Annotated in this window: 22 protein-coding genes; 16 read left to right on the top strand and 6 right to left on the bottom strand. The window is 64.0% G+C overall.

The features are described 5' to 3' along the window. Positions 1-59 precede the first annotated feature (59 nt). On the top strand, positions 60-1,781 hold the full coding sequence (poxB, locus tag LY284_RS31150; RefSeq protein ID WP_014252452.1) for a ubiquinone-dependent pyruvate dehydrogenase: 1,722 nt from the start codon (positions 60-62) through the stop codon (positions 1,779-1,781). 33 nt (positions 1,782-1,814) lie between these two features. On the opposite strand, the gene LY284_RS31155 is transcribed toward poxB, so the two are convergent. After that, complete coding sequence (locus LY284_RS31155; protein WP_233390091.1) at positions 1,815-2,327, bottom strand: SRPBCC domain-containing protein; 513 nt, start codon at positions 2,325-2,327, stop codon at positions 1,815-1,817. Next, on the bottom strand, positions 2,314-2,676 hold the full coding sequence (locus LY284_RS31160) for a helix-turn-helix transcriptional regulator (protein WP_233390094.1): 363 nt from the start codon (positions 2,674-2,676) through the stop codon (positions 2,314-2,316). The genes LY284_RS31155 and LY284_RS31160 overlap by 14 nt, the downstream gene beginning before the upstream one ends. A gap of 121 nt (positions 2,677-2,797) precedes the next feature. On the opposite strand from LY284_RS31160, the gene LY284_RS31165 reads away from it, so the two are divergent. Then, positions 2,798-3,682, top strand: a complete 885-nt coding sequence (locus LY284_RS31165; protein ID WP_233390096.1) for an alpha/beta fold hydrolase — start codon at positions 2,798-2,800, stop codon at positions 3,680-3,682. 4 nt (positions 3,683-3,686) lie between these two features. Here the strand turns inward: LY284_RS31165 and LY284_RS31170 are convergent, their stop codons facing one another. Continuing rightward, positions 3,687-4,457, bottom strand: a complete 771-nt coding sequence (locus LY284_RS31170) for a DUF899 domain-containing protein (RefSeq protein WP_233390097.1) — start codon at positions 4,455-4,457, stop codon at positions 3,687-3,689. Between the two features lie 153 nt (positions 4,458-4,610). Then, the gene (locus LY284_RS31175) at positions 4,611-5,120 is read right to left on the bottom strand and encodes a DUF6622 family protein (RefSeq protein WP_014252447.1); all 510 of its coding nucleotides are present in this window, start codon (positions 5,118-5,120) and stop codon (positions 4,611-4,613) included. Between the two features lie 328 nt (positions 5,121-5,448). On the opposite strand from LY284_RS31175, the gene LY284_RS31180 reads away from it, so the two are divergent. Beyond that, on the top strand, positions 5,449-6,408 hold the full coding sequence (locus LY284_RS31180) for a bile acid:sodium symporter family protein (protein ID WP_233390099.1): 960 nt from the start codon (positions 5,449-5,451) through the stop codon (positions 6,406-6,408). Positions 6,409-6,472: 64 nt separating this feature from the next. Here the strand turns inward: LY284_RS31180 and LY284_RS31185 are convergent, their stop codons facing one another. Further along, positions 6,473-7,051, bottom strand: coding sequence for a thioredoxin family protein (locus LY284_RS31185; RefSeq protein WP_233390101.1), 579 nt, complete (start codon positions 7,049-7,051; stop codon positions 6,473-6,475). Positions 7,052-7,305: 254 nt separating this feature from the next. Between LY284_RS31185 and LY284_RS31190 the strand changes: the two genes are divergently transcribed. From LY284_RS31190 to LY284_RS31245, 12 genes are all read left to right on the top strand, one after another. After that, positions 7,306-9,060, top strand: a complete 1,755-nt coding sequence (locus LY284_RS31190; protein WP_233390104.1) for a cytochrome c biogenesis protein DipZ — start codon at positions 7,306-7,308, stop codon at positions 9,058-9,060. 407 nt (positions 9,061-9,467) lie between these two features. Beyond that, positions 9,468-10,754, top strand: coding sequence for a glycine betaine/L-proline ABC transporter ATP-binding protein (locus tag LY284_RS31195; protein ID WP_014252443.1), 1,287 nt, complete (start codon positions 9,468-9,470; stop codon positions 10,752-10,754). Next, the gene (locus tag LY284_RS31200) at positions 10,751-11,638 is read left to right on the top strand and encodes a proline/glycine betaine ABC transporter permease (RefSeq protein ID WP_014252442.1); all 888 of its coding nucleotides are present in this window, start codon (positions 10,751-10,753) and stop codon (positions 11,636-11,638) included. The genes LY284_RS31195 and LY284_RS31200 overlap by 4 nt, the downstream gene beginning before the upstream one ends. Before the next feature lie 55 nt (positions 11,639-11,693). Then, positions 11,694-12,575 (top strand): glycine betaine ABC transporter substrate-binding protein, encoded by an 882-nt coding sequence (locus LY284_RS31205; RefSeq protein WP_233390106.1) that lies wholly within the window; start codon positions 11,694-11,696, stop codon positions 12,573-12,575. Between the two features lie 43 nt (positions 12,576-12,618). Continuing rightward, positions 12,619-13,914, top strand: coding sequence for a serine hydroxymethyltransferase (gene glyA, locus LY284_RS31210; RefSeq protein WP_309243224.1), 1,296 nt, complete (start codon positions 12,619-12,621; stop codon positions 13,912-13,914). A gap of 55 nt (positions 13,915-13,969) precedes the next feature. Next, complete coding sequence (locus tag LY284_RS31215; RefSeq protein ID WP_233390108.1) at positions 13,970-14,857, top strand: dihydrodipicolinate synthase family protein; 888 nt, start codon at positions 13,970-13,972, stop codon at positions 14,855-14,857. A 9-nt stretch (positions 14,858-14,866) separates the two neighbouring features. Continuing rightward, positions 14,867-16,198, top strand: a complete 1,332-nt coding sequence (locus tag LY284_RS31220; protein ID WP_233390109.1) for an FAD-binding oxidoreductase — start codon at positions 14,867-14,869, stop codon at positions 16,196-16,198. A gap of 17 nt (positions 16,199-16,215) precedes the next feature. After that, on the top strand, positions 16,216-17,709 hold the full coding sequence (locus tag LY284_RS31225) for an aldehyde dehydrogenase (RefSeq protein ID WP_233390111.1): 1,494 nt from the start codon (positions 16,216-16,218) through the stop codon (positions 17,707-17,709). Between the two features lie 15 nt (positions 17,710-17,724). Further along, positions 17,725-18,495 (top strand): pyrroline-5-carboxylate reductase, encoded by a 771-nt coding sequence (locus tag LY284_RS31230; RefSeq protein WP_233390113.1) that lies wholly within the window; start codon positions 17,725-17,727, stop codon positions 18,493-18,495. A gap of 49 nt (positions 18,496-18,544) precedes the next feature. After that, a complete protein-coding gene (locus LY284_RS31235) occupies positions 18,545-19,546 on the top strand; it encodes a LysR family transcriptional regulator (protein WP_014252435.1) in 1,002 nt (333 codons plus the stop codon). 7 nt (positions 19,547-19,553) lie between these two features. Continuing rightward, positions 19,554-20,480 (top strand): LysR substrate-binding domain-containing protein, encoded by a 927-nt coding sequence (locus LY284_RS31240; RefSeq protein WP_233390115.1) that lies wholly within the window; start codon positions 19,554-19,556, stop codon positions 20,478-20,480. A 117-nt stretch (positions 20,481-20,597) separates the two neighbouring features. Further along, positions 20,598-21,860, top strand: a complete 1,263-nt coding sequence (locus LY284_RS31245; RefSeq protein WP_014252433.1) for an SRPBCC family protein — start codon at positions 20,598-20,600, stop codon at positions 21,858-21,860. 6 nt (positions 21,861-21,866) lie between these two features. On the opposite strand, the gene LY284_RS31250 is transcribed toward LY284_RS31245, so the two are convergent. Continuing rightward, positions 21,867-22,571, bottom strand: a complete 705-nt coding sequence (locus tag LY284_RS31250; protein ID WP_014252432.1) for a GntR family transcriptional regulator — start codon at positions 22,569-22,571, stop codon at positions 21,867-21,869. A gap of 166 nt (positions 22,572-22,737) precedes the next feature. Here LY284_RS31250 and LY284_RS31255 point away from each other — a divergent pair, with 166 nt between their 5' ends. Then, a complete protein-coding gene (locus LY284_RS31255) occupies positions 22,738-24,012 on the top strand; it encodes a glucarate dehydratase family protein (protein ID WP_233390118.1) in 1,275 nt (424 codons plus the stop codon). Positions 24,013-24,030: the final 18 nt, after the last annotated feature.

Genomic DNA, 24,030 nt, shown 5'->3' on the forward strand with positions numbered 1-24,030 from the left:
GCGCACCGCACGCCGCGCGAGCATCCGCCATTCACAGGAATCCCTTTACAGGAACCATCATGGCCAAACACACGGTTGCCGACTATCTGGCGCAGACACTTGCCGCAGCGGGCGTGGAACGTATCTGGGGCGTGACGGGCGACAGCCTGAACGGACTCGCATACAGCCTCGACCGTGTAGGCTCGATTCGCTGGATGCACACGCGTCACGAAGAAGCTGCCGCATTCGCGGCCGGCGCGGACGCCGCGGCGACAGGCCAGCTCGCCGTATGCGCGGGCAGTTGCGGGCCGGGCAACCTGCATCTGATCAATGGTCTTTTCGATTGCCATCGCAATCATCAGCCGGTGCTTGCAATCGCCGCGCATATTCCGTCGACGGAAATCGGCCTCGGCTATTTTCAGGAAACGCATCCGACCGAATTGTTCAAGGAATGCAGCCACTTCGTCGAGCTCGTCATGAATGCGTCGCAGTTTCCGCGCGTGCTAGAACGCGCGATGCGCGCGGCGATCGAGCAGCGCGGCGTGGCGGTGATCGTGCTGCCGGGCGATGTTGCCCTGAGCGAAGGCCCGGACCTCGCGGCGCGCTGGACCGCGAGCGCGCCGAGCGCGATCCTGCCGGCGCAAGCCGAACTCGACAAGCTCGCGGGCCTCTTGAACGGTTGCGAAGCGGTAACGATCATGTGCGGCAGCGGCGTCGCGGGCGCGCACGACGAAGTGGTCGCGCTCGCCGACACGCTCGGCGCGCCCATCGTGCATGCGCTGCGCGGCAAGCCGCACATCGAGTACGACAATCCGTTCGATGTCGGCATGACCGGGCTCATCGGCTTCAGCTCGGGCTATCACGCGATGATGTCGTGCGACACGCTGCTGTTGCTCGGCTGCGATTTTCCGTATCGTCCGTTCTATCCGCCGAAAGCGAAGATCGTGCAGATCGACTGGCGCGGCTCGCAACTCGGGCGCCGCGCGCCGCTGGAGATGGGCCTCGTCGGCACGGTCAAGGAGACCGTCGCCGCGCTCTTGCCGAAGCTGCAGCGCAAGGACGATCGCCGTTTCCTGGACAATGCCCTCAAGCACTATGCGAGCGCGCGCAAGGGGCTCGACGACCTCGCGACGCCGTCCGCGCCGGGACGTCCGATTCATCCGCAATATCTGGCGAAGCTCGTCGATGACATCGCCGCCGAGGACGCGATCTTCACCGCGGACGTCGGCACGCCGACACTCTGGGCCGCGCGCTATCTGACGATGAACGGCAAGCGCCAGTTGCACGGCTCGTTCAATCACGGCTCGATGGCCAATGCGATGCCGCAAGCGCTCGGCGCGCAGGCCGCGCATCCGCAGCGTCAGGTGGTGTCGCTATCGGGCGATGGCGGCTTGTCGATGCTGCTCGGCGATCTGCTTTCGGCCGTGCAGCTCGATCTGCCGATCAAGGTCGTCGTGTTCAACAACAGTCTGCTCGGTTTCGTCTCGATGGAACTGAAGGCCGCGGGCCTGGTCGACACGAACGTCGATCTGAGCAAGACGGACTTCGCGCAGATCGCGAAGGGCGCGGGCATCTGGTCGGTGCGCGTGGAAGAGTCGGAGCAACTCGAGAACGCGTTGCGTGAAGCGTTCGCGCACAAGGGCCCGGCGGTCGTCGATGTGGTCACGTCCAAGCATGAACTCGCCATGCCGCCGACCATCGAGCTGGCGCAGGCGAAGGGCTTCAGCCTCTATATGCTGCGAGCCATCCTGAGCGGGCGCGGCGACGAGATCGTCGAACTCGCGCGCACGAACCTGCGTTGAGTGTGAAGCGCGGCCTTCAGGGCCGCGCTTTTTTTACCCGCGCAGGAAGTCGGCGAGTTGATCCAGCGTGCCGCCATAACCTTGTTCGAGCGAAGGCCGCAAGGCGTCGAAATAGCGCTGTTCCTGCTCGATCGCGCCGAACGGCTTCGCGCGCAGCGCCACCCGCGTCTTGCCGTCGATATCGCTGAAGGTCACGGCGTTTTCTATTTCAAGCGGGCAATCGTCGCTGAACGGCGCGCGCGCGATGCCGCAGTTTTCATTCGCGAACGAGTTGAGCCAGACGATGCGCTCGCGCTCCACGATCTCGCGATAGTTGAAGCGGCCCCACATCGCGGGCGCATTCGCGAAGTTCATCGCGTAATGGAAGAAGCCGCCCGGACGGAACTCGAAGCGGCGCAAGTCCAGCGTGCATCCCTTCGGCCCCCACCAGCGCGCGATCTGCTCCGCGCTGCTCCATGCCTGCCAGACGCGTTCGCGCGGCGCGTCGAATGCGCGGTTCATTTCGAAGGCGGCGATGTCCTTGGCGGTGTCGTTACTTTGCGGCATGTTTCTTTCCTTTCGATGTCGATGATTTTTTCGGCTTCGTTTTGAGGAACGCGTCGAGCTTGTCGAAGCTGTCTTCCCAAAGCGAGCGGTACGCGTCGATCCAGCCCGCGGCTTCACCGAGCGCGGCAGGCTCGAGACGGCAAGGGCGCGTCTGCGCGGCGCGCGAGCGCGAGATCAGCCCCGCGCGTTCCAGCACCTTGAGATGCTTGGAAATGGAAGGCTGCGTCATCTCGAATGGCTCGGCGAGTTCATTCACCGTGGCCTCGCCGTTCGCCAGACGCGCGACGATGGCGCGGCGCGTGGGATCGGCGAGGGCCGCGAAAACCTGATTCAAGTCCGCTTCGCGCATGCGTTTCTATGGCTGACCGGTTATATAGCTAATAAGGAATATATAAACGGATAGTGCCGCCGTCAAGTGCGCCATTCCGAAGTGTGCTCTATGCTCATGGTTCGAGTTCCAAGGAGGCATCATGGGCGAAACGAATCGGCCATCGGGCGACGCATTGCCGCTCGATCACGTTTTCGACTTCGAAGGACAAGCCGTGCGCTACGGCGCGATCGGCGAGGGCGCGCCGCTCGTCATGGTGCATGGCACGCCGTTTTCATCGCAGGTATGGCGGCGCATCGCACCGATTGCGGCACGTTCGCGCCGCGTTCACTATTTCGATTTGCTCGGCTATGGCGCGTCCGATATGCGCGACGGACAGGACGTGTCGCTCGGCGTGCAGAATCGCGTGCTGGCGGCGCTGCTGGAACACTGGCGCAGCGGTTGGCACGGCGCATTGCCCGATGTGCTCGCGCACGATTTCGGCGGCTCGACATCGCTTCGAGCGGCGCTTTTGAACGGCTGCGCGTACCGTTCGCTGATGCTCGTCGATCCGGTCGCCGTCGCGCCGTGGGGATCGCCTTTCGTGCGCCACGTGCGGCAACATGAAGCGGCGTTCGCGGGCGTGCCGCCGGCCATGCATTGCGCGATGCTCGACGTTTATCTGCAAGGCGCGGCGCATCGCAGTCTGCCGGAAGAGACGCTGCGCATCTACACGGAGCCGTGGACGGGCGAGCGCGGGCAGACCGCGTTTTATCGGCAGATCGCGCAGATGGACCAGCGTTACACGGATGAAGTCCAGTCGCGTTATGGCGAGTTGACGTGCCCGATATCGATACTCTGGGGCGAAGAGGACGCATGGATACCGGTGGAGCGGGGCGTCGAACTGGCGTCACGCATGGCGGGCGCGCGCTTCACGCGGGTGCCCGCCTCAGGGCATCTGATGCAGGACGACGCGCCCGAGGCGATCGTCGCCGAATGGCTGACGTTCATGAGCGCGATCGAACATCTGCCGATCGCGCATCGATAAAAAGCTATTTCTTTTTCGCGCTCTCGGCGCGAAACGCCGCCTCGCCCGCATCGGATATCTCGACCCATTTCCTGTCGGGCGGCGCGTCGTCGACATAACTGTCGTGCCAGTTCCACCACTTGTAGGTCGGCGTTTGCGGATAACCTTCGGGCGAGTCTTCCCAAAGTTCCTGACGGCCCAGCGGCGTGATGTCGAGATAATTCCACGTATTGCCCATCTGCTCGTCGCCGCGATTATTGAGGAAGTAGGTGCGAAACACGCGCTCGCCATCGCGGAAGAACACATTGGTGCCGTGCCATTCATCGACGCCAAAATCCGCATCGAAGCGATCCGTCAGCGTGAACCACGGGATCTCCCAGCCCATGCGCTGCTTGAGCCGCGCAATGTCCTCCTGCGGCGCGCGCGAGACGAACACGAGCGTCGAGTCGCGCGCGTTCAGATGCGCGAGATGCGCAACCTGATCGGCCACGAGCGAACAGCCGCGGCACGCGTGTTCGGGCCAGCCGAATACGCCCGGCTCGTAGAACGCGCGATAGACGATCAACTGGCGGCGGCCATCGAACAGATCGAGCAAGCCGATCTTGCCATTCGGGCCTTCGAACACATAATCGGTTTGCACGGCCATCCACGGCATGCGGCGGCGCTCGGCGGCGAGCGCATCGCGTGCGCGGGTCTGTTCCTTCTCCTTGACGAGCAGCTTCTCGCGCGCCGCGTCCCATTCGTCCTTCGATACGACCGGCGGCGTGCGCATTCCTTTTTCGTCTGATGTGGTCATGGCGTTTGCAACCTCCTGAGTTGGGCGGTGTGTGCCGTGAGCTAAGTCTGAACTCGAAATCGGATGCCGGGGGAGTAACAAGTGTGACGCAAAAACGAAAAGCCGCCCGTGATGGCGGGCGGCAGGCGCAGGAAGAAAGATGCGCGGGAACGGCTAGGCCCACGACGCGCGCAGCGCGTGCAACGCTTTCCAGTACGTGTAGAAGCGGCCCGCGAACATGCCCGCGACGGCGCCCGACACGGCGGCATCGATGACCACGTAGTTCGCGAGCGCCGCGACGTTCGTCACGGTCGCCAGTTCGAAGCCGAGCCAGAACTTCGTCGCGAACGTGGCGAGGATCAGCACGAGCGGCACGACCGAGCCCGGCGACATGACGGTGAGCGCCATCGGATCGACGATAAAACGCGTGCGGCTCGCATTGAACACGCCGCCGATGAAGCCTGCGCCCAGCGCGAGGACCCACGCGGCGACGGCGGCCCAGCCCGCGAGCGGCGCGGAGATCAGATGCGCGATGCCCATGCCCGCGAAAATAAGCGGAATGATCGCGAGCTTCGAAAGCGGCGTCGTTCGGGTTTGCAACGCCTTCACGCCGCGATAAACCAGGAACGCGAGCAGCACCCAGACCCAGGTCGGCGTGCCTTGGATGATGGCGAATAGCGACATGATCATCTCCTTCAAATAGCTGTTTGATGCGGATGATGCCGCCCGAGAATTAGCCGCGAATGATGACGGCGCGGCGCTTCGCCCACACCGCGCGATCTCCCGAATTAAGCGCATTCAGAAAACGCGCCGCGCGCCGGGTAAAATGCGCGCCTGCCCGCCATCCGGCCGAAAAGCGCGCGCGACCCGTGCGCACGGCCCTCGGGGCGGGCATGCGCCTCACGAAGGCCGTTTTCGTCCGTCTGCGACCGTCCGGTCATCCCGCGCGCCGCCGCTTTCGCCCGCTGAAACCCAAGACACGACACGCCACGACATTCGAGGATCGCCTTTCATGCTTGCCCGCATCACCCGCCTTTTCCCGCTCTGGGCCGTGCTGGTCTCCGTCGCCGCCTATAGCGCGCCTGCCTCCGTGACGGGCATCGCACCGCACGTCACGACGCTGCTCACGATCATCATGCTGTCGATGGGCGTCACGCTGTCCATCGACGATTTCAGGCGCGTCTTCACGCGGCCCGCGCCCGTGGTGGCGGGCATCGTCCTGCATTACCTCGTGATGCCGCTTGCCGCGTGGGTCATCGCCAAGGCGTTGCACATGCCGCCGGATCTGACCGCGGGCATGGTGCTCGTCGGCAGCGTGGCGAGCGGCACGGCGTCGAACGTGATGATTTATCTGGCGCGCGGCGATGTCGCGCTGTCCGTCACGATCAGCGCGCTGTCCACGCTCGTCGGCGTCTTCGCCACGCCGCTGCTCACGCGGCTTTACGTCGATGCGTCCATCGCCGTCGATGTGCACGGCATGCTGATGAGCATCGTGCAGATCGTCGCGCTGCCGATCGTCATCGGCCTCGTCGTGAATCATTTTTTCGGCAAGCTCGTGCGCAAGATCGAATGGGTGCTGCCGCTCGTGTCGATGGTGTCGATCCTGCTCATCATCGCGGCGGTGGTCGGCGGCACGCAGAAGAGCATTGCATCGGTCGGGATGGTGGTCGCCGTGGGCGTGGTGCTGCATAACGGCATCGGGCTGCTCGGCGGGTATTGGGGCGGCCGTTTGCTCGGCTTCGACGAGGCCGTGTGCCGCACGCTCGCGATCGAAGTCGGCATGCAGAATTCCGGTCTCGCGGCGACGCTCGGCAAGCTGTATTTCACGCCGATCGCGGCCTTGCCCGGCGCGCTGTTCTCGGTGTGGCACAACCTCTCGGGATCGATGCTCGCGGGCTACTGGGCCGGACGCCCGGCGAAAGGCTCGACGCGCGATGAAGATGCGCAGGGAAGCGTCGTCCGGCAGGGATGAACGGTTCCGCAAAAAACGAAAAGCGCGCCCACATCGGACGCGTTTTTTTTCGGAACGTGCGTTTTCAGCCTTTCTTCTCACTCAGGCCGAGCAAGCCGCGGATCGCGTCTTCGGTCTGCGCGTAGCGGCCTTCGCCGAAGTGGCTATACACGATCTTGCCGTTCTGATCGATCAGATAGAGAGCGGGCCAGTACTGGTTGTTGTACGCGTTCCAGGTCGCGTACCGGTTGTCCTGCGCCACGGGGTATTCGATGCCGTATTTCTTGACGGCGTTCCGGAGATTGCCGAGATCGCGCTCGAACGTGTATTCGGGCGTATGCACGCCGACCACGACGAGCCCCTTGTCGCGATAGCGCGAATACCACTCCTTCACATGCGGCAGCGTGTGCACGCAGTTGATGCAATCGAAGGTCCAGAAATCGACGAGCACGACCTTGCCGCGCAACTGCTTGAGATCCAGCGGCGCGCTGTTGACCCAGTTGTCGATGCCGGCGAAGTCGGGCGCCTGCGCGCCGTTCTGCGGCTGCGTGGCTTGCACCCCGGCCGCAATGCCGGTCGATGAAAAAGCGGCGAGCGCGGCGACGGCGCCGAGCGCGGCGGTCATCGCGGTGGCGACGGCGGCGATCTTGAGACGATCGAACATGGCGGTTCTCCTTTTGAATCGACGATGAAGCGTATTGAAACGCGCGCATGTATCGCGTCTGCGGGCGAATTGCATCGGCATGTGTCGCGGATGCGGCCAGATACGTTGAGATACAAAGCGCCGCGCGTTTGTATCGGCATGTATCCGGCGGCGCGTCCGATACACGCCGTTGCACCACGCGCCGTTTCTGACATTCCCGCGATACACGAGGGCGCTGAAATACATGACATCCCGCTCTCTACGGAACCGATCTCATGTCACTCATCGTCATTGCCTTTCTCGGCGGCGCGTTCACCGTGCTGAGTCCGTGCATCCTGCCGGTCGTGCCGTTCGTGTTCGCGCGCTCGGACAAGCCTTTCGTTACCGATCGCCTGCCGTTGCTCGTCGGACTGGCGGGCACGTTCGCGCTCGCCACGGGACTCGGGCTCGCCGGTCTCGCGGGCGCGGCGCAATTGAGCCAGTACGGCCGCTGGATCGCGCTCGCGACGCTCGCGCTGTTCGGTGCGGCGCTTCTGTTTCCGTCCGTCGCCGACCGGCTCACGCGCCCGCTGTCGGCGCTCGCGGATCGCATCGTCGCGCGTTCGGAGACGCAGGGCGCAACGCGCCGCATCGCGTCGTCGATGCTGCTCGGCGCCGCGACCGGCCTGCTGTGGGCGCCGTGCGCGGGCCCGATCCTCGGTGTCATTCTCACGGGCGCGGCCCTGCACGGCGCGAGCTGGCATACGGCTGCCGCGCTCGCAGCCTATGCGGCGGGCGCGGCGAGTTCGCTCGCGATTGCATCGAGCCTCGGCAAACGCGCGCTCGACACGGTGAAGCGCTCGCTCGGCATCGGCGAACACGTGCGCCGCGCGATGGGCGCGCTGGTGCTGCTGACGGTCGCCGCCATCGCGACGGGCCTCGATACGCGCGTGCTCGCGCTGATTCCCGGCGCACCGACGAACGGCATCGAGAGCAGGCTCGTCGGCGCGTTGAAGACGAAACAGGCGACGCACGACCGAGGTCAGCGCGCGCGCATCATGCGCGTGTCGACACAGGCCGCGCTGCCGGTGCAAGGCCGCTTGCCCTCGCTCGACGGCGCGACGACGTGGCTCAACTCTGCGCCGCTGTCCGCGAATGAATTGCGCGGCAAGGTCGTGGTGGTCAACTTCTGGACGTACTCGTGCATCAACTGCCTGCGCACGCTGCCGTATCTCAAGACGTGGGCGCAACGTTATGCCGACGACGGGCTCGTCGTCATCGGCGTGCATACGCCTGAGTTCGGCTTCGAGCGCGACACGGGCAACGTGAAGCGCGCGCTCGCGAACCTGAATATCCGCTACCCGGTCGCGATCGATAACGACTACGGCATCTGGCGCGCATTCGGCAATCAGTACTGGCCGGCGTTCTATATCGTCGATGCGCAAGGGCGCGTGCGCTTTCATCATTTCGGCGAAGGCGGTTATGGCGAGGCCGAGGACGCGATCCGAAGCCTGCTCGCCGATAACGGCAAGACGGCGCCCGCACACGATGCGCAAGCGGTCCAGGCGAGCGGCGCGCAGGCGGCGGCCGATGCCGCGAACATCGGTTCGGGCGAGACCTACGTGGGCTATAAGCAGGCGCAAGGTTTCGCTTCGCCGCAACGCGTGAGGCCCGATGCCGTCGAAGCCTATTCCTTGCCGACGCAACTCGCGCTCAACGAGTGGGCGCTGGCGGGCCAGTGGAACGTCGGCGGGGAAGCGGCGGTGACGGCGGGGCCGCGCGCGGGCATCGCCTACCGTTTCCATGCGCGCGATCTGCATCTCGTGCTCGCACCTTCGGCCAACGGCAAGCCGGTGCGTTTTCGCGTGACCATCGACGGCGCCGCGCCCGGCGCATCGCATGGCGCGGACGTGGCCGCCGATGGCAGCGGCGTCGTCACGAGCGCGCGTCTGTATCAGCTCGTGCGGCAGACTGGAGCGGTCGAGGACCGGACCTTCCAGATCGAGTTTCTCGATTCCGGTGCGCAGGCGTATAGCTTTACATTTGGCTGATACACGCCGTGTTTTTGCGCTTCGACGCCGCGCCAGATAGCGCGGCGTCGGCGCGTTTACCACAGAAAAAGTTATCCAGGCGGTGCAGTCTAGGTGCATTCCCTAGCTTCAATTGCGCCGCGGATCATAAAAGCCGCGCCGAACCTGTGAGCCTTCCGCCCGGAAAGCCTTGCCGATATTGGCGCTGCGGCATTCCCTCTGCCAATCGCGCTTTTTAAGCAGCGGCTGCGGCGCGCGTTCGCATTACCAAAAGTATTGAAAAGCGCTCAGAAAATGTCGGTGGGCGATCGAAATTGGCCATGTACGCTTCATTCAACGCAATGAACGCCGGAATGCAACGGCAGCGTCCAGTCCGAAGCGTCATTGCAACCGCTTCCCTTTTCGAACTTGCTAGGTGGAATGACCCGATGATTCCCAACCTAACCCTCGCACCCGACGACGTCACGAATCCGGTTTCCTCGCACTCAGGAACCGAATCGGCGGCGCGCGCTGTTGCGGCGTCCAAGACCGAAATCCTTACGGTCAAAAACCTCTCGAAGATCTTCGGCGCGAAGCCGGAGCGCGCTCAGGAGCTTCTGAACCAGGGCCTCGGCCGTAATGAAATCTTCGCGCAAACCGGCAATATGGTTGCCGTCGACGATGTCAGCCTGTCGGTCAATGCGGGCGAAATCTTCGTCATCATGGGCCTGTCGGGCTCGGGCAAGTCGACGCTCGTGCGTCTGCTGAACCGCCTGATCGAGCCGACCTCCGGCCAGGTGATTCTCGAAGGCCGCGACATCGCGCCGATGAGCGTGCCCGAACTGCGCGCCGTGCGCCGCGAAAAAATGGCGATGGTGTTCCAGTCGTTCGCGCTGCTGCCGAACCGCAGCGTCATCGACAACATTGCGTATGGCCTCGAAGTCGCGGGCAAGAAGAAAGCGGACCGTTACGAGGTGGCGCGCGCCGCGTTGACGCGCGTCGGCCTCGCTTCGTACGAGAAGCTCTTGCCGAGCGAATTGTCCGGCGGCATGCAGCAGCGCGTGGGCCTTGCTCGCGCGCTGGCGGTGAATCCTTCCGTGCTGTTGATGGACGAAGCGTTCTCCGCGCTCGATCCGCTCATCCGCTTCGAAATGCAGAACGAACTGCTGCGCCTGCAGAAGGAAGAGCAGCGCACGATCGTCTTCATCTCGCACGATATCGAAGAGGCGGTGAAGATCGGCGGGCGCATCGGCATCATGAAGGACGGCCGCCTGATTCAGGTCGGCACGCCCGCCGAGCTGATCCAGTCGCCGGCGGACGACTACGTGCGCGACTTCTTCCGCAATGTCGATGTCTCGCGCTTCCTCGAAGCATCGAGCCTGATGACGAAGGTGGAGCGCGGTCTCATCGCGTGCAACACGAGCGCGCCGTCGGAACGCTATCTGAACAGCCTGATCGACAGCGGCGCCGAGTGCGGTTATGTCTGCGACGAAGCGGGCCGTTATCAGGGCTGCGTGACGCCCGCGTCGCTGCACAAGACCGGCACGCGCCCGATCAGCGACGCGTTGCTTCACGACGTCGCGGCGGTCAGGCTCGACACCGATTTGCACGAACTCGCGGCCATCGCGCTCAATCAGGAGCACGACGTGCCCGTCACGGACGAACAAGGCAGACTCGCGGGCGTGGTGTCCTGCCGCACGATTCTCAAGCAGGTCATGGAGCGGAGGGCAGCATGAATTCAGGGATCTTTGGAAAGTTCGCCGAAGACATCGTCAACTTCCTTTTCTCGCACTTTCGCGGCGGTTTCGACGCGTTCTCGGCCGGCCTCGGCGCGGTCATCAAGGTGCTGGAAGACGGGCTCGGCGCGGTGCCGTTCATCGCCATGCTCGTGATTCTCATGGGCCTCGCGCTGTGGAGAAAAGGCGTCGTGTTCGCGGTGTTCGTCGGGCTGGCGCTGTACGCGATCAATTACATGGGCCTGTGGGCGCAGACGGTGTCGACGCTCGCGCTCGTCATCGCGGCGACCTTCTTCAGTCTCGTGATCGGCGTGCCGCTCGGCATCTGGGGGGCGCGCAACAAGCGGGTCGAAGTGGTCCTGCGTTCGCTGCTCGACTTCATGCAGACCATGCCCGCGTTCGTGTACCTGATTCCCGCCGTGATTCTGTTCGGTCTGGGCCGCGTGCCCGCGGTGATCGCCACGATCGTCTTCGCGATGCCGCCTGTCGTGCGTCTCACCACGCTCGGCATCCGGCAGGTGCGCGAGGAACTGCTGGAAGCGGGCCGCTCGTTCGGCAGCACGGATGCGCAACTGCTCTGGAAGATTCAGCTTCCCAACGCGCTGCCGTCGATCATGGCGGGCGTGAACCAGACCATCATGATGGCGCTCTCGATGGTGGTGGTGGCTTCGATGATCGGCGCGGGCGGGCTCGGCGAATACGTGCTGAGCGGCATTCAGCGGCTCGATATCGGCATCGGCTTCGAAGGCGGACTCGGCGTCGTGCTGCTCGCGATCATTCTCGATCGCCTGACGGAGAGCTTCGGCGTGAAGTCGAAGAAGAAAAAGAAGGTCGTGTCCACGCCGGTCAAGCCGGCGGCGTCGGGCAAGGCCGCGCAAACCTGAAAGTCCAGCGTCGTTGCCCATCTCAAACACCGAATTGTCAGATACGGAGTCCGAAATGAATAAGAGTCTCATCAAATCCCTGATCGTCAAGATTGCGACGCCGGCGATCGTGGCGTTCGGGGTCGCCGCCAACCCGGCGATGGCCGCCGATCAATTGAAGATCGCCGTGACGAACTGGGCCGACGTGCTCGCGGTCGCCAACGTCGCGAAATACGTGCTCGAAACGCAGCTCAAGCAGCCGGTGCAGTTCGTTCAGGCGGATATCGGCATTCAGTATCAGGGTGTGGCGCGCGGCGATCTCGACATCATGGTCGGCGGCTGGCTGCCCGTGACGCACGGCCAGTATGTCGCGCGCTACAAGGATCAGCTCGACGACGTCGGCATCATCTATACCGGCGGCAAGAACGGCTGGGCGGTGCCCGCGTATGTGCCCGAATCGCAGTTGTCGTCCATCGAAGACCTGAAGAAGCCCGAAGTGCAGAAGCAACTGAACGGCGTGATTCAGGGCATCGAGCCGGGCGGCGGTCTCATGCAGGCATCGGAAAAGACGATCAAGGCTTATGACCTGTCCGGCTACAAGCTGCAATCGTCGAGCGAGGCGGGCATGCTGGCGTCGATTCAGCGCGCGTACGGTTCGAAGCAGTGGATCGTGGCGACGGTGTGGAGCCCGCACTGGCTGTTCCAGAAGTGGCAGATGCGCTACCTGAAGGACCCGAAGGGCACGCTCGGCGGCGAAGAGCAGGTTCACGCGTTCGCCTCGAAGCAGTTCGCGACGAAATTCCCGCGCGCGGATGTGTTCTTCAAGCACTTCAAGATGACGCTCGCGGATGTCGAAGCGATCGAGTTCGAAGGCAATTCGACCAACGACTACGCGACGGCCGCGAAGAAGTTCGTCGATGCGCATCCCGACAAGGTGAAGGCCTGGCTGCAGCAGTAAGCCTGGCTTTGCACCTATCGCACGACCGCTTCGGAGTATTGCCGTGAACGAGTATTCGCGCTTCTTTGGCGAAAGCCTGCAGAGCCACGATCCCGTGATCGCATCTGAGATCGCTTTGGAGTTGCGCCGTCAGCAGACGCAGATCGAGCTGATCGCTTCCGAGAACATCGTGTCGTCGGCGGTGCTGGAAGCGCAGGGCACGGTGCTGACGAACAAGTACGCGGAAGGCTATCCGTCGCGGCGTTATTACGGCGGCTGCGAGCATGTCGATCGCATCGAGGCGCTGGCCATCGACCGGGTGAGCGCATTGTTCGACGCCGGATTCGCCAACGTGCAGCCGCATTCGGGCGCACAGGCGAACGGCGCGGCGATGCTCGCGCTGCTCAAGCCGGGCGATACGGTCATGGGCATGGCGCTCGATGCGGGCGGCCATCTCACGCACGGCGCGCGCCCCGCGCTGTCGGGCAAGTGGTTCGACGCGGTGCAGTACGGCGTGAACCCGGACACGCTGCGCATCGATTACGACGAAGTGCGGCGGCTCGCGGAGCAGCATCGTCCTAAGCTGATCATCGCGGGCTATTCGGCGTATCCGCGCGCGCTCGATTTCGCCGCGTTCCGCGAGATCGCCGATAGCGTCGGCGCGCGGCTCATGGTGGACATGGCGCATATCGCGGGCATCGTCGCGGCGGGACGGCATCAGAATCCGCTCCCGTTCGCCGATGTCGTCACGTCCACGACGCACAAGACGCTGCGCGGCCCGCGCGGCGGCTTCATTCTGACGAACGACGGCGACATCGCCAGGAAAATCGATTCCGCGGTTTTTCCCGGTCTGCAAGGCGGACCGCTCATGCATGTGATCGCGGGCAAGGCGGTCGCGTTCGGCGAAGCGCTGCGCCCGGAATTCAGCGCATATATCGATCGCGTGCTGCGCAATGCCCAAACGCTCGGCAAGGTGCTGCAGGCGGGCGGATTGAGCCTCGTCACGGGCGGCACCGAAAACCATCTGCTGCTGGTCGATCTGCGCGGCAAGGGCCTGACCGGCGCGCAGGCCGAAAAGGCGCTGGAACGCGCGGGCATCACCTGCAACAAGAACGGCATTCCCTTCGATACCGAAAGCCCCACGGTCACGTCCGGCATTCGTCTCGGCACGCCCGCCGCGACGACGCGCGGCTTCGGCGCGGCGCAGTTCGAGCAGGTCGGCGAAATGATCCTGGACGTGCTGTCCTCGCTGGAACGCGAACCGAACGGCGACGAGCATGTGGAGCGCGCGGTGCGCGCCCGCGTGCGCGATCTGTGCAGCCTGTATCCGATCTACGCGCATGCGGAAGCGCTCGTCTGACGCGTAACGTGCATCGCGCATCGCTTCACACGATTCACCCAACCGAGAGACGAACATGAGCTTCGAAGGCGTACACACCCCGCTGGTCACTCCCTTCAAGGCCGACGGCGAAATCGATTACGACATGCTCGGCAAGCATGCCGCCAGTCTCGTTGGCCGCGTCGCGGGCCTGGGCGTCGGCGGGACCACGGGCGAGTACTATGCGCTCAGCTTCGAAGAGCGCGTGAAGACGCTGGATGCGGTGGCATCCGCGGTCGGTGGCAAGACGTATCTCACCGCGGGCATCAACGCGACCACGACGAACGAAGTCCTGCGGCTCGGCAGGGAAGCGAAGCGCGCGGGCTATGACGCATTGCTGGTCGCCGCGCCGTACTACGCGCAGCCGACGCAGCAGGAATTGCTCGCTCACCTGCTGAAGGTGGACGACGCGCTCGACATGCCGGTCATGCTGTACAACTTCCCGGCGCGCACCGGCACGGCCATCGGCGATGACATCCTCGACAAGCTGCTCGAACGCCCGAACTTCGCCGCGATGAAGGAAAGCACCGGCGATATCGCGCATCTGCATCATCTCGCGACGCATCTGCCGGAGCGCTTCGTGCTCAGTTGCGGCATGGACGACCAGGCGCTCGAATTTTTCGCGTGGGGCGTGCGAAGCTGGGTGGCGGGCGCATCGAACTTCCTGCCGGAAGCGCATACTGCCCTTCTCGACGCGTGCGTGAAAGAGGGCGACTTCAAGACCGGCCGCAAGCTGATGACGCAACTGCTGCCAGTGCTCGAACTGCTGGAACGCAGCGGCAAGTTCATCCAATATGTGCGTTATGGCTGCGAGCTTGCGGGCACGCGCGTAGGCAACGCTCGCGCGCCGCTCGGCACGCTCGACGACGAAGAACGCAGCGCCTTCGCCAGGATCGTTCAACCCCTGCTGCGCAACGCTCAGTAAGTCACTGGCATGGCCTCGAAACTGGAGTTCGTGCGGTTTCCCGCACCGGATGGCGTCAACGGCTGGTGGGAAAGCTTGCCCGCAGTCGTGCCCGCGAATGTCGTGACGGGCGAGCAGCGCTTCGACTACGTGGTGGTGGGCGGCGGCATCACCGGCTTGTGCGCGGCGCGGCGGCTCGCCGAACTGGCGCCGGAGGCGTCGATTGCGCTCGTCGAGGCCGATCGTATCGGGCGCACCACGGCGGGCCGCAATTCCGGCTTCTTCGTGGATTTGCCGCATGACATCAGCAGCGAGAGCTATTCGCGCAGCGTCGAGGCCGACAAGGCGGACGTGCGGCTGCAACGCCACGGCATCGACTACGTGCGCGGCACCGTGAAGCAGCATGGCATCGAATGCGACTGGCGCGACGACGGCAAGTATCACGCGTCGGTGAACAAGAAAGGGCATGCCGCGCTGACACATTTCGCCGATGGCCTCGCGCGCATCGACGAACCTTGCGAATGGCTCGACGAAGCCGCTATCGCGAAGGTGACGGGCACGCACTTTTATCGGAGCGCGCTGTTCACGCCGGGATGCAGCACGGTCCAGCCCGCGGCGCTGATGCGCGGTCTCGCGGCCACGCAGCCCGCGAACGTGACGCTCTTCGAGATGAGTGCGGTGAAGGGCATGGAAACGCGCGGGCCCGCGAAGTTGCTCGGCTTTGCGAACGGCAGGATCGAGGCGAAGCACGTCGTGCTGTGCACCAACGCCTATGCGGCGACCTTCGGCGGCCATCCGAACGGCTTGCTGCCGGTGTACACGTTCGCGTCGATGTCGCGCGTGATGAACGATGACGAGATCGCCCGGCTCGGCGGCCTGAACTCATGGGCGCTCATTCCCGCCGACCCGATGGGCACCACCGTGCGCCGTCTCGCGACCAACCGCATCTGCGTGCGCAACCATTTCGCGTTCCGGCCGAATCTGTCCGTCTCGGAACACGATCTGGCGAAATCGAAGCATCTGCATCAGCGCTCGTTCGACCGGCGCTTTCCGATGCTGAAGGATGTCGAACTGCAATACACATGGGGCGGCGCGCTGTGCCTGTCGGCGAACAACGGCGCGCTCTTCGGCCAGCGCGAGGACGGCGTGTACGAAGCCGTCGGCTGCAACGGGCTGGGTTTGAGCCGCGGATCCGCCGCGGGCAAGCTCATCGCCGAGCATGCGCTGGGGCAATCGAACGATCTGATCGATCAGCTTTTGAGGCAGCCGCATCCACGCTCGCTGCCGATGCGGCCGATCGCGGATGTCGCGGTATCGGCGGCGATCTGGGTGAAGGAATTTTCGGCGGGCGCCGAACTTTGATTCTGTGAGGACATGACATGACGACGCTTAAGGAATGGCAGCGCAAGGCAGAGAACCTGTCGCTCGACGGACGGGCGTTCATCGCGGGACAACGCTGCAATGCGGCATCGAATGAAACCTTCGGCACGTTGAATCCGTCCACGGGCAAGGTGCTCGTGGAAGTCGCGAAGTGCGACGCGAAGGACATCGACCGCGCGGTCGTCGCGGCGCGCGACGCGTTCGAGTCGGGCGTGTGGTCGAAGGCCGCGCCTTCGCATCGCAAGGCGGTGCTGCAGCGTCTCGCGCAACTCATCGACGAGAACGCGGAAGAGCTCGCGCTGCTCGAAGCGCTCGAAGCCGGCAAGCCGATCAGCGAATGCATGGGGCTCGATATTCCGGAATCGGCCGCGTGCATCCGCTGGCACGCGGAAGTCACGGACAAGCGTTACGACGCGCTCTCGCCGTCGGGCGCGAGCGTCGTGTCGATGATCACGCGCGAGCCGATCGGCGTCGTCGGCGCGGTATTGCCGTGGAATTTTCCGGCGCTCATGCTTGCGTGGAAAATCGGGCCGGCGCTGTCCGTGGGCAACAGCGTCATCGTCAAGCCTGCGGAGCAGACGTCGCTGTCGACGCTGCGCATCGCCGATCTCGCGCACGAAGCCGGCGTGCCGCCCGGCGTGTTCAGCGTCGTCACGGGTTTCGGCGAAAGCGCGGGCCAGGCGCTCGGCCTGCATGCGGACGTCGATCTCATCGCGTTCACGGGCTCGACCGAGACCGGCAAGCGCTTCCTGCGCTATTCCGCCGATACGAACCTGAAGCGCGTCGTGCTCGAATGCGGCGGCAAGAATCCGCAAGTCGTGCTGCCCGATGTCGCGAACCTCGACGCCGTCGCGGAACAGGCCGTCGCCGCCGCGTTCTGGAACATGGGCGAGAACTGCAGCGCAGGCTCGCGCATCCTGGTTCATTCGAGTCAGAAGGCCGAACTGCTGCAAAAAGTGCAGGCCGTACTGGAAGGCTGGAGAACCGGCGATCCGCTCGACCCCGACGTGAAGCTCGGCTCGCTCATCGAGGAAAAGCACTACGAGAAGGTGCTGAGCCACATCGAGAAGGCGAAGGCCGAAGGCGCGCGCGTGGTCTGCGGCGGCAACGCCACGCTCAAGGAATCGGGCGGCTGGTTCGTCGAGCCGACCATCTTCGACAACGTCACGCACGACATGAGCATCGCGCGCGACGAGGTCTTTGGCCCGGTCGTGTGCTTTATCGAATATGCTGATATCGACGAGGCCGTGCGCATCGCGAACGATACGTGCTACGGGCTCGCGGCATCGCTGTGGACCGACAATGTGAATCAGGCGCACAAAGTCGCGGCACGCATTCGTGCGGGCACCGTGACCGTCAACTGCTTCGGCGAAGGCGATCTCTCGACGCCCTTCGGCGGCTTCAAGCAGTCCGGTTTCGGCGGACGCGACAAATCGGTCTACGCGCACGACCAATACTGCGAGCTGAAAACGACCTGGCTCAAGCTCGACTAAGTCAGACGAGGCACTATGCGCATTGGCTTCATCGGCACCGGCACGATCACTCAGGCGATCGTGACCGGCATGATCCGTTTCGGCGTTCCTTTCGAACGCATCGCGTTATCGCCACGCAATGCGCGGATCGCGGCGCAACTGGCCGGACTGGATGCGCGCGTCGAGGTGTGCGAAAGCAATCAGGACGTGCTCGATACATCGGACGTCGTGTGCCTCGCGGTCGTGCCGCAGATCGCGCCTGACGTTCTGGGCGCGCTCGCGTTCGATGCGCGGCATCACGTCATCAGTTTCATTGCGGGCATGCCGCTCGACCGGATTCGCGAACTCGTGCGCCATTCCGCGCGCGTGGTGCGCGCGGTGCCGCTTCCGGCGATCGCGGCGGGCAAGGGCAGCACGGCGATCTGCCCGCGCGACCGCATCGCGGCCGCGATCTTCGCGCCCCTCGGCGAAGCGGTCGAAGTCGACGACGAGCATCAGTTCGACGCACTCTCCGCCGTCACGGCGACCATGGCGAGCTTCTTCGCGCTCCTGGAGGAGCAGGCGTCGTGGCTCGTCGCGCAAGGGCTGCCGTATGCGTCGGCCCGTTCGTTTTTGGCGGGCTATCATGTGGGGCTTGCTCACGAAACGACGCAAGGCGAAACGCCTTTCTCGGCGATGATCGGGCATGCGAGCACGCCCGGCGGCCTCAACGAGCAGCTTTGGCGCGAGTTGTCGGAGCGGGGCACATTCGCGCATTATTCGGAGGCGCTCGACAAGATCATGCGCCGCGTTCAAGGGCGCGGATGAGCGGGCAAAATAAAATTCGATAAATCGCCAGCCCTGGAAGGTGATTCACATGCAGAAGAAACAGCAGTTCGCGGACAGGCTTCTCGCCCAGATGCCCTCGCTGCGTGCGCTCCGGTGCTTCGTCACCGCGGCGCGGTATGAAAGTTTCACGCAGGCTGCGGAAGTGCTGTGCGTCACGCAGGCGGCGGTGAGCCGGCAGATCAAGGAACTCGAAGACACACTCGAAGTGGCGCTGTTCGAGCGCACGGGCAGGCACATTGCGCTGACCGACGCGGGCCGCATTCTCTACAACGCGTCGTATCTGTCGATCATGAATATCGCGGAGGCGGCGCAGGCGGTGAGGCGCGTGGATCGTCATGCGCTCACGCTGTGCATCTCGCATACGTTTTCGGCGCTGTGGCTTTCGTTCCGATTGCCCGCCTTTCGCCAGCGCTTTCCCAACATCCGCCTTCATGTGATGGTGACCGAGCACTTCATGGAGCTCGACGATCTCATGGAGCCGGATGTCATCATTACGAAGAATCCGCCGCGCGAGCAGGAATACGAAGTCGAGCCGCTCTTTCACGATATCGTCTATCCGGTGTGCAGCGTGCCGTTTCACGAGCGCTATTTTCACGGGCGCACGCTGAAGCCGCTCGATCTGCTCGCGCATCCCACCTTGAGCCTTTCGCTGCTCGGGCGCGCGCAAGTATGCGAGCACGTCGACTGGCGCGTGTGGAAGAACTGGTATCAGCAGGGCGACGGCTCCGAGCGTCTCGACCAGCACGACGATCTGGAGAGCAACGACTATCGTTTGCTGGTGGCGCAGGCCGAAGCGGGCGAGGGCACCTTGCTCGGCTGGCATCATCTCGTGCATCGTCAGGTCGAGCAGAAAAAGCTCGTGCGCCCCGTGGACGATGCGCTCGTGTTCCACGACCGTCACCACTACATCATCACGCATCGCAACGCGAAGTCGCGCCCGGAGTACCTGCAGTTTCGCCAGTGGCTCGACGAAGAAATCGCAACCATGATGCAGGGATGGCCCGCGGCCGAATCGAAGGCCGTGCTGTGAGCGCGGCATGAAAACAGCCATCGAACAACCCAAGGGATACCGGCGGCTGATTCCGTCGGTGACGGCGCTCGTCGAGTTCGAAGCGGTCGCGCGGCTCGGCAGCTTCACGCTCGCCGCGCACGAACTGGGCGTGACGCAGGCGGCCGTGAGCCGGCAGGTGAGGTTTCTCGAAGAGACGCTCGGCCAGCGGCTTTTCCGGCGTCTGCATCGCGCGATCGAACTGACCGAGGAAGGCGAGGCGCTGTACCGCGTCGTCGCCGAATCGATGCAGAAAATCGCGAGCGTGTTCGACCGCCTCGCGCGCGGGCCCGTGCAACAGGAACTCGTGCTCGCGGCCACGTCCGCGTTCTCGCATTTCCGTCTCTTGCCGCGCCTCGCGTCGCTCAAGGCGGCGCATCCCGATTTGCAACTGCGCCTGTCCACGCAGATGTTCACGGCCGACCTGCGCCACAAGGAAATCGATGTCGCCGTGCGCTTTGGCAACGGCACCTGGCCCGACGGCACGGCGATGCTGCTCTTCGACGAGGAAGTGTTTCCCGTCTGCTCGCCGGCGTGGCTCGCCGCACGCTCCGAGCCGGACACGCTGGAGGCGCTCGCGAGCGCCGTGCTGGTCGAATCCGATTCGACCACCGAAGGCTGGATGGGCTGGGAAGCGTGGTTCAACGCGGTGGGCTTTCGTCCGATGCGGCTGAATTTCGCGCTGCGCTGCAGCCTTTATACCGACGCGATCCAGGCCGCGCGCTACGGTCAGGGCGTCGCGCTCGGCTGGGGCCGCCTCGTGCACGATCTGCTCGCGAGCGGCGAGCTCGTCAGGCTGCCGGTGGCGTCGTTCAAACCGCCCGAATCGTACTTCGTCGTGGTGCCGCACGGCCGTACGATCACGCCTGCCATCGACGGCCTGATCAACTGGCTGCGCGAAGGCGCCGACGCATAACTCAAAGTAATTCGACGCCGAAAATAAAGCGCATTGACGCTGTTTTCGCGCGATCCAATACTCTCGGATATCGCGGGGCCATTCGAAGTCCCGCTCCCCTGAACGTGGAGAACGACGATGTCCGAAGTGCAAATCCAATTCAAGTCTCACGGCGAATTGATCCGCAGCCGCGAACCCGGGCATGGCATGCCGGGCGAGCTTTTCGGGCGGCAGGACGTGTTCGAGAAAGACGTCGACGTGTTTTTCCAGAAGCACTGGATTCTGGTCGGCGTGACCTCGGACGTGCCCGAGCCGGGCGACGTATCGACCGTCGATATCGGCCGCGCTTCGGTCATCATCGTTCGCGACGACGACGAGAATATCCGCACATATCGCAACGTGTGCCGGCATCGCGGCGCGCGTCTGAAAGAAGCGGGCAAGTCGACCGTCGGCATGCTGGTGTGCCCGTATCACCAGTGGACGTACGATCTCGACGGCAGCCTGCGCCACGCGTCGCACATGGGCAAGGATTTCGACCCGACGTGCCGCAGCCTGATGCCGGTGCATACGCGCATCGTCGGCACGCATATCTTCGTGTGTCTCGCCGATGAAGCGCCCGCCGATATCTCGAAGCTCGAAGACGCGATGGCGCCGCGCTTCGCGCCCTACGACCTGACGAATACGAAAATCGCGTTCGAGTCGGAGATCGTCGAGCAGGGCAACTGGAAGCTCGTGATCGAGAACAATCGCGAGTGCTATCACTGCGCGGCGACGCATCCGGAACTGACCGCGTCGTTCCTGCCCGAAGACTTCGGTTTTTGCACCGACAATCTCACCGAGGAATCGCTGCGCGATTTCGAAGCCTACAAGGAACGCAACGCGGCGTGTCAGGCGAGCTGGGAGCGCGACGGCTTCACGAGCGCGACCGTCGAATGGCTGGACGAAGACGCCGTCACGCAATTCAGAACGCAGCAACTCGTGATCGCGGGTCACGGCGAATCGCAGACGATCAGCACGAAGGTCGCGTGCCAGAAACTCTTCGGCGATCTCACGCGGCGCGATCTCGGCGACACGCATCTGTGGACGCACAACTCGTGGACGCACGTGATGAGCGATCACGCGGTGGTGTCCTACATCATCCCGCTTGCGCCGGACAAGACGCTCGTGCGCTCGAAATGGCTCGTGCATGCGGACGCCGTCGAGGGCGTCGATTATCAGATCAAGGATCTGACCGAAGTGTGGATGGCGACCAACGCGCAGGACAAGCATCTGGTCGAAATCACGCACGAAGGCACGCAGGATCCGGCCTACAAGCCGGGCGTGTTTTCGCAGTTCACGGAGAGCTATGTCGATCAGTTCTCGCGCTGGTACGCCGCGCGCCTGAATGCGCACGGCGTCTGAAGCTTCTTAATGATCGGTGACGAAAGTCGGGTGGCGCGTGCGAATCTCGTCCACCTGACTCAGCGTGCCGGAAAGATGCTTGCGCAACGCGGCATCGGCGGCCTCGACGTCGCCTTTTTCGATCGCATCGACAATTTCCGTATGGTCGCGCACTACGGCCATCGTCTTGCCCTCGACCGGCAGATGCAGCCGCCGCAGCCGGTCGATGTGGCCGCTCAGCCTGCGCACCAGATCCCACAGTTGCGGCACGCCCGCGGCTTCGTACATTTGCCGGTGAAACGCCTGATCGAGCGCTGAAAACCGCTCGACGTCCTGCGGATCGAGCCATTCCATCTGTTCCGCGATCGTCGCGCGCAGCCGCGCGATCAGCGACGCCTTGTGCTCCCGCGCCAGGGTGCGCACGACCTCCAGCTCGATCGAGCGGCGCAGAAAGTGCGCCTGCAACGCCGACGCCACGCTGATCTGGCTCACGACGGTCGCGTGCTGCGGAAAAATATCGACGAGCCCTTCCTCGCCGAGCTTCATCAGCGCGTCGCGCACGGGCGTCTGGCTCAGGCCGTAGCGGGTCGCGAGTTCGGTGCGCGACAGCACCGTGCCCGGCGCCAGTTCGAGCGACAGGATCATCTCGCGCAGCCGCTCGAACACTTGCGGCGCGGCATGGCGGGACCGGTCGAGGCGATGAACCGAGGCGGAGGAAGCGGCGTTATTCATGGAGGACCCGGACGAAAGGCGACTGAAACATTAGTACTATAGCCGCGCGAAGGCCCGATCGGTAAGCCTGGGGCAATTGGCGCGCATCGGCGTTAACCCGACTGACGCACTAATGTATTAGTGCTTTACCATGCGGTTACTCTCGCTACTCCCGGAAGAAACCTCCATGTCCCGCGATATCGTCATCAAACAGGTTCGAATCACGCCGATCGCCTTTCGCGACGGCCCGTTGCTCAACGCCGCGGGCATCCACGAGCCGTGGGCGCTGCGCGCGATCGTCGAACTGGAGACGAGCGACGGGCGCGTCGGCATCTCGGAAACGTATGGCGACGAGCCGATGCTGCGCGTGCTCGATCAGGCGAAAGATCTCGTGATCGGCCTGTCGCCCTTCGACCTGAATCAGATGGAAGAACGCGTGCGCGCGACGATCAAGGCGACGCCCGGCGCGGTCGAATTCGAACTGGCGCCCGGCTCGCATGCGGCGAAGAACGCGCCGAAGGTCATCAGCACGTTGGAAGTGGCGATGCTCGACCTGCAAGGGCAGATCGTGGGCGCGCCGGTCGTCGATCTGCTAGGCGGCAAGGTCCGCGACGCCGTGCCGTACAGCGCGTACCTGTTCTTCAAGTACGCGGAGCATATCGATAAGCCGTATGCACCGGATGCGTGGGGCGAGGGCATCAGCCCGGAGCAGATCGTGGCGCAGGCGCGCCGCATGATCGACCTGTACGGTTTTCAGAGCATCAAGCTGAAGGGCGGCGTGTTCGAGCCCGCGCATGAAATCGCCTGCATGAAGGCGCTCTCGAAGGCGTTTCCGGGCATGCCGCTGCGTCTCGATCCGAACGCCAACTGGACGCTCGAAACCAGCATCAAGGCCGCGCCCGAGCTGGACGAAATCCTCGAATACTACGAAGACCCGTGCCCCGGCCTCGAAGGCATGGCCGAATTGCAGAAGCACACGAAGCTGCCGCTCGCGACCAACATGGTCATCACGACGATGGACGACTTCCGCCGCGGCTGCAACATGGGCTCGATCAAGGTGCTGCTCTCGGATCATCATTACTGGGGCGGCCTGCGCGCCACGCAGACGCTCGCGCGCATGGCCAAGCTGTGGGGCTTCGGCATGTCGATGCATTCGAACTCGCACCTCGGCATCAGCCTGATGGCGATGACGCACGTCGCGGCGAGCGTGCCGAACCTCACGTATGCGTGCGACACGCATTACCCGTGGCAGGAAGAGGAAGTCATCAAGGGCGGGCGCGTCGTGTTCGACAACGGCGCGGTGCGCGTGCCGACCACGCCGGGTCTGGGCGTCGAGCTCGACCGCGCGAAGCTTGCCGAACTGCACGAGCAGTACAAGACGTGCGGCGTGCGCAATCGCGACGACCTTTCGCAGATGCGCAAGTATCAGCCGGAGTTCACCGGCAAGAATCCGCGCTTCTAAGTCGAAAAAAACAGCGTT

Source organism: Caballeronia sp. PC1 (assembly GCF_021353155.1).
Classification (GTDB): Bacteria; Pseudomonadota; Gammaproteobacteria; order Burkholderiales; family Burkholderiaceae; genus Caballeronia; species Caballeronia cordobensis.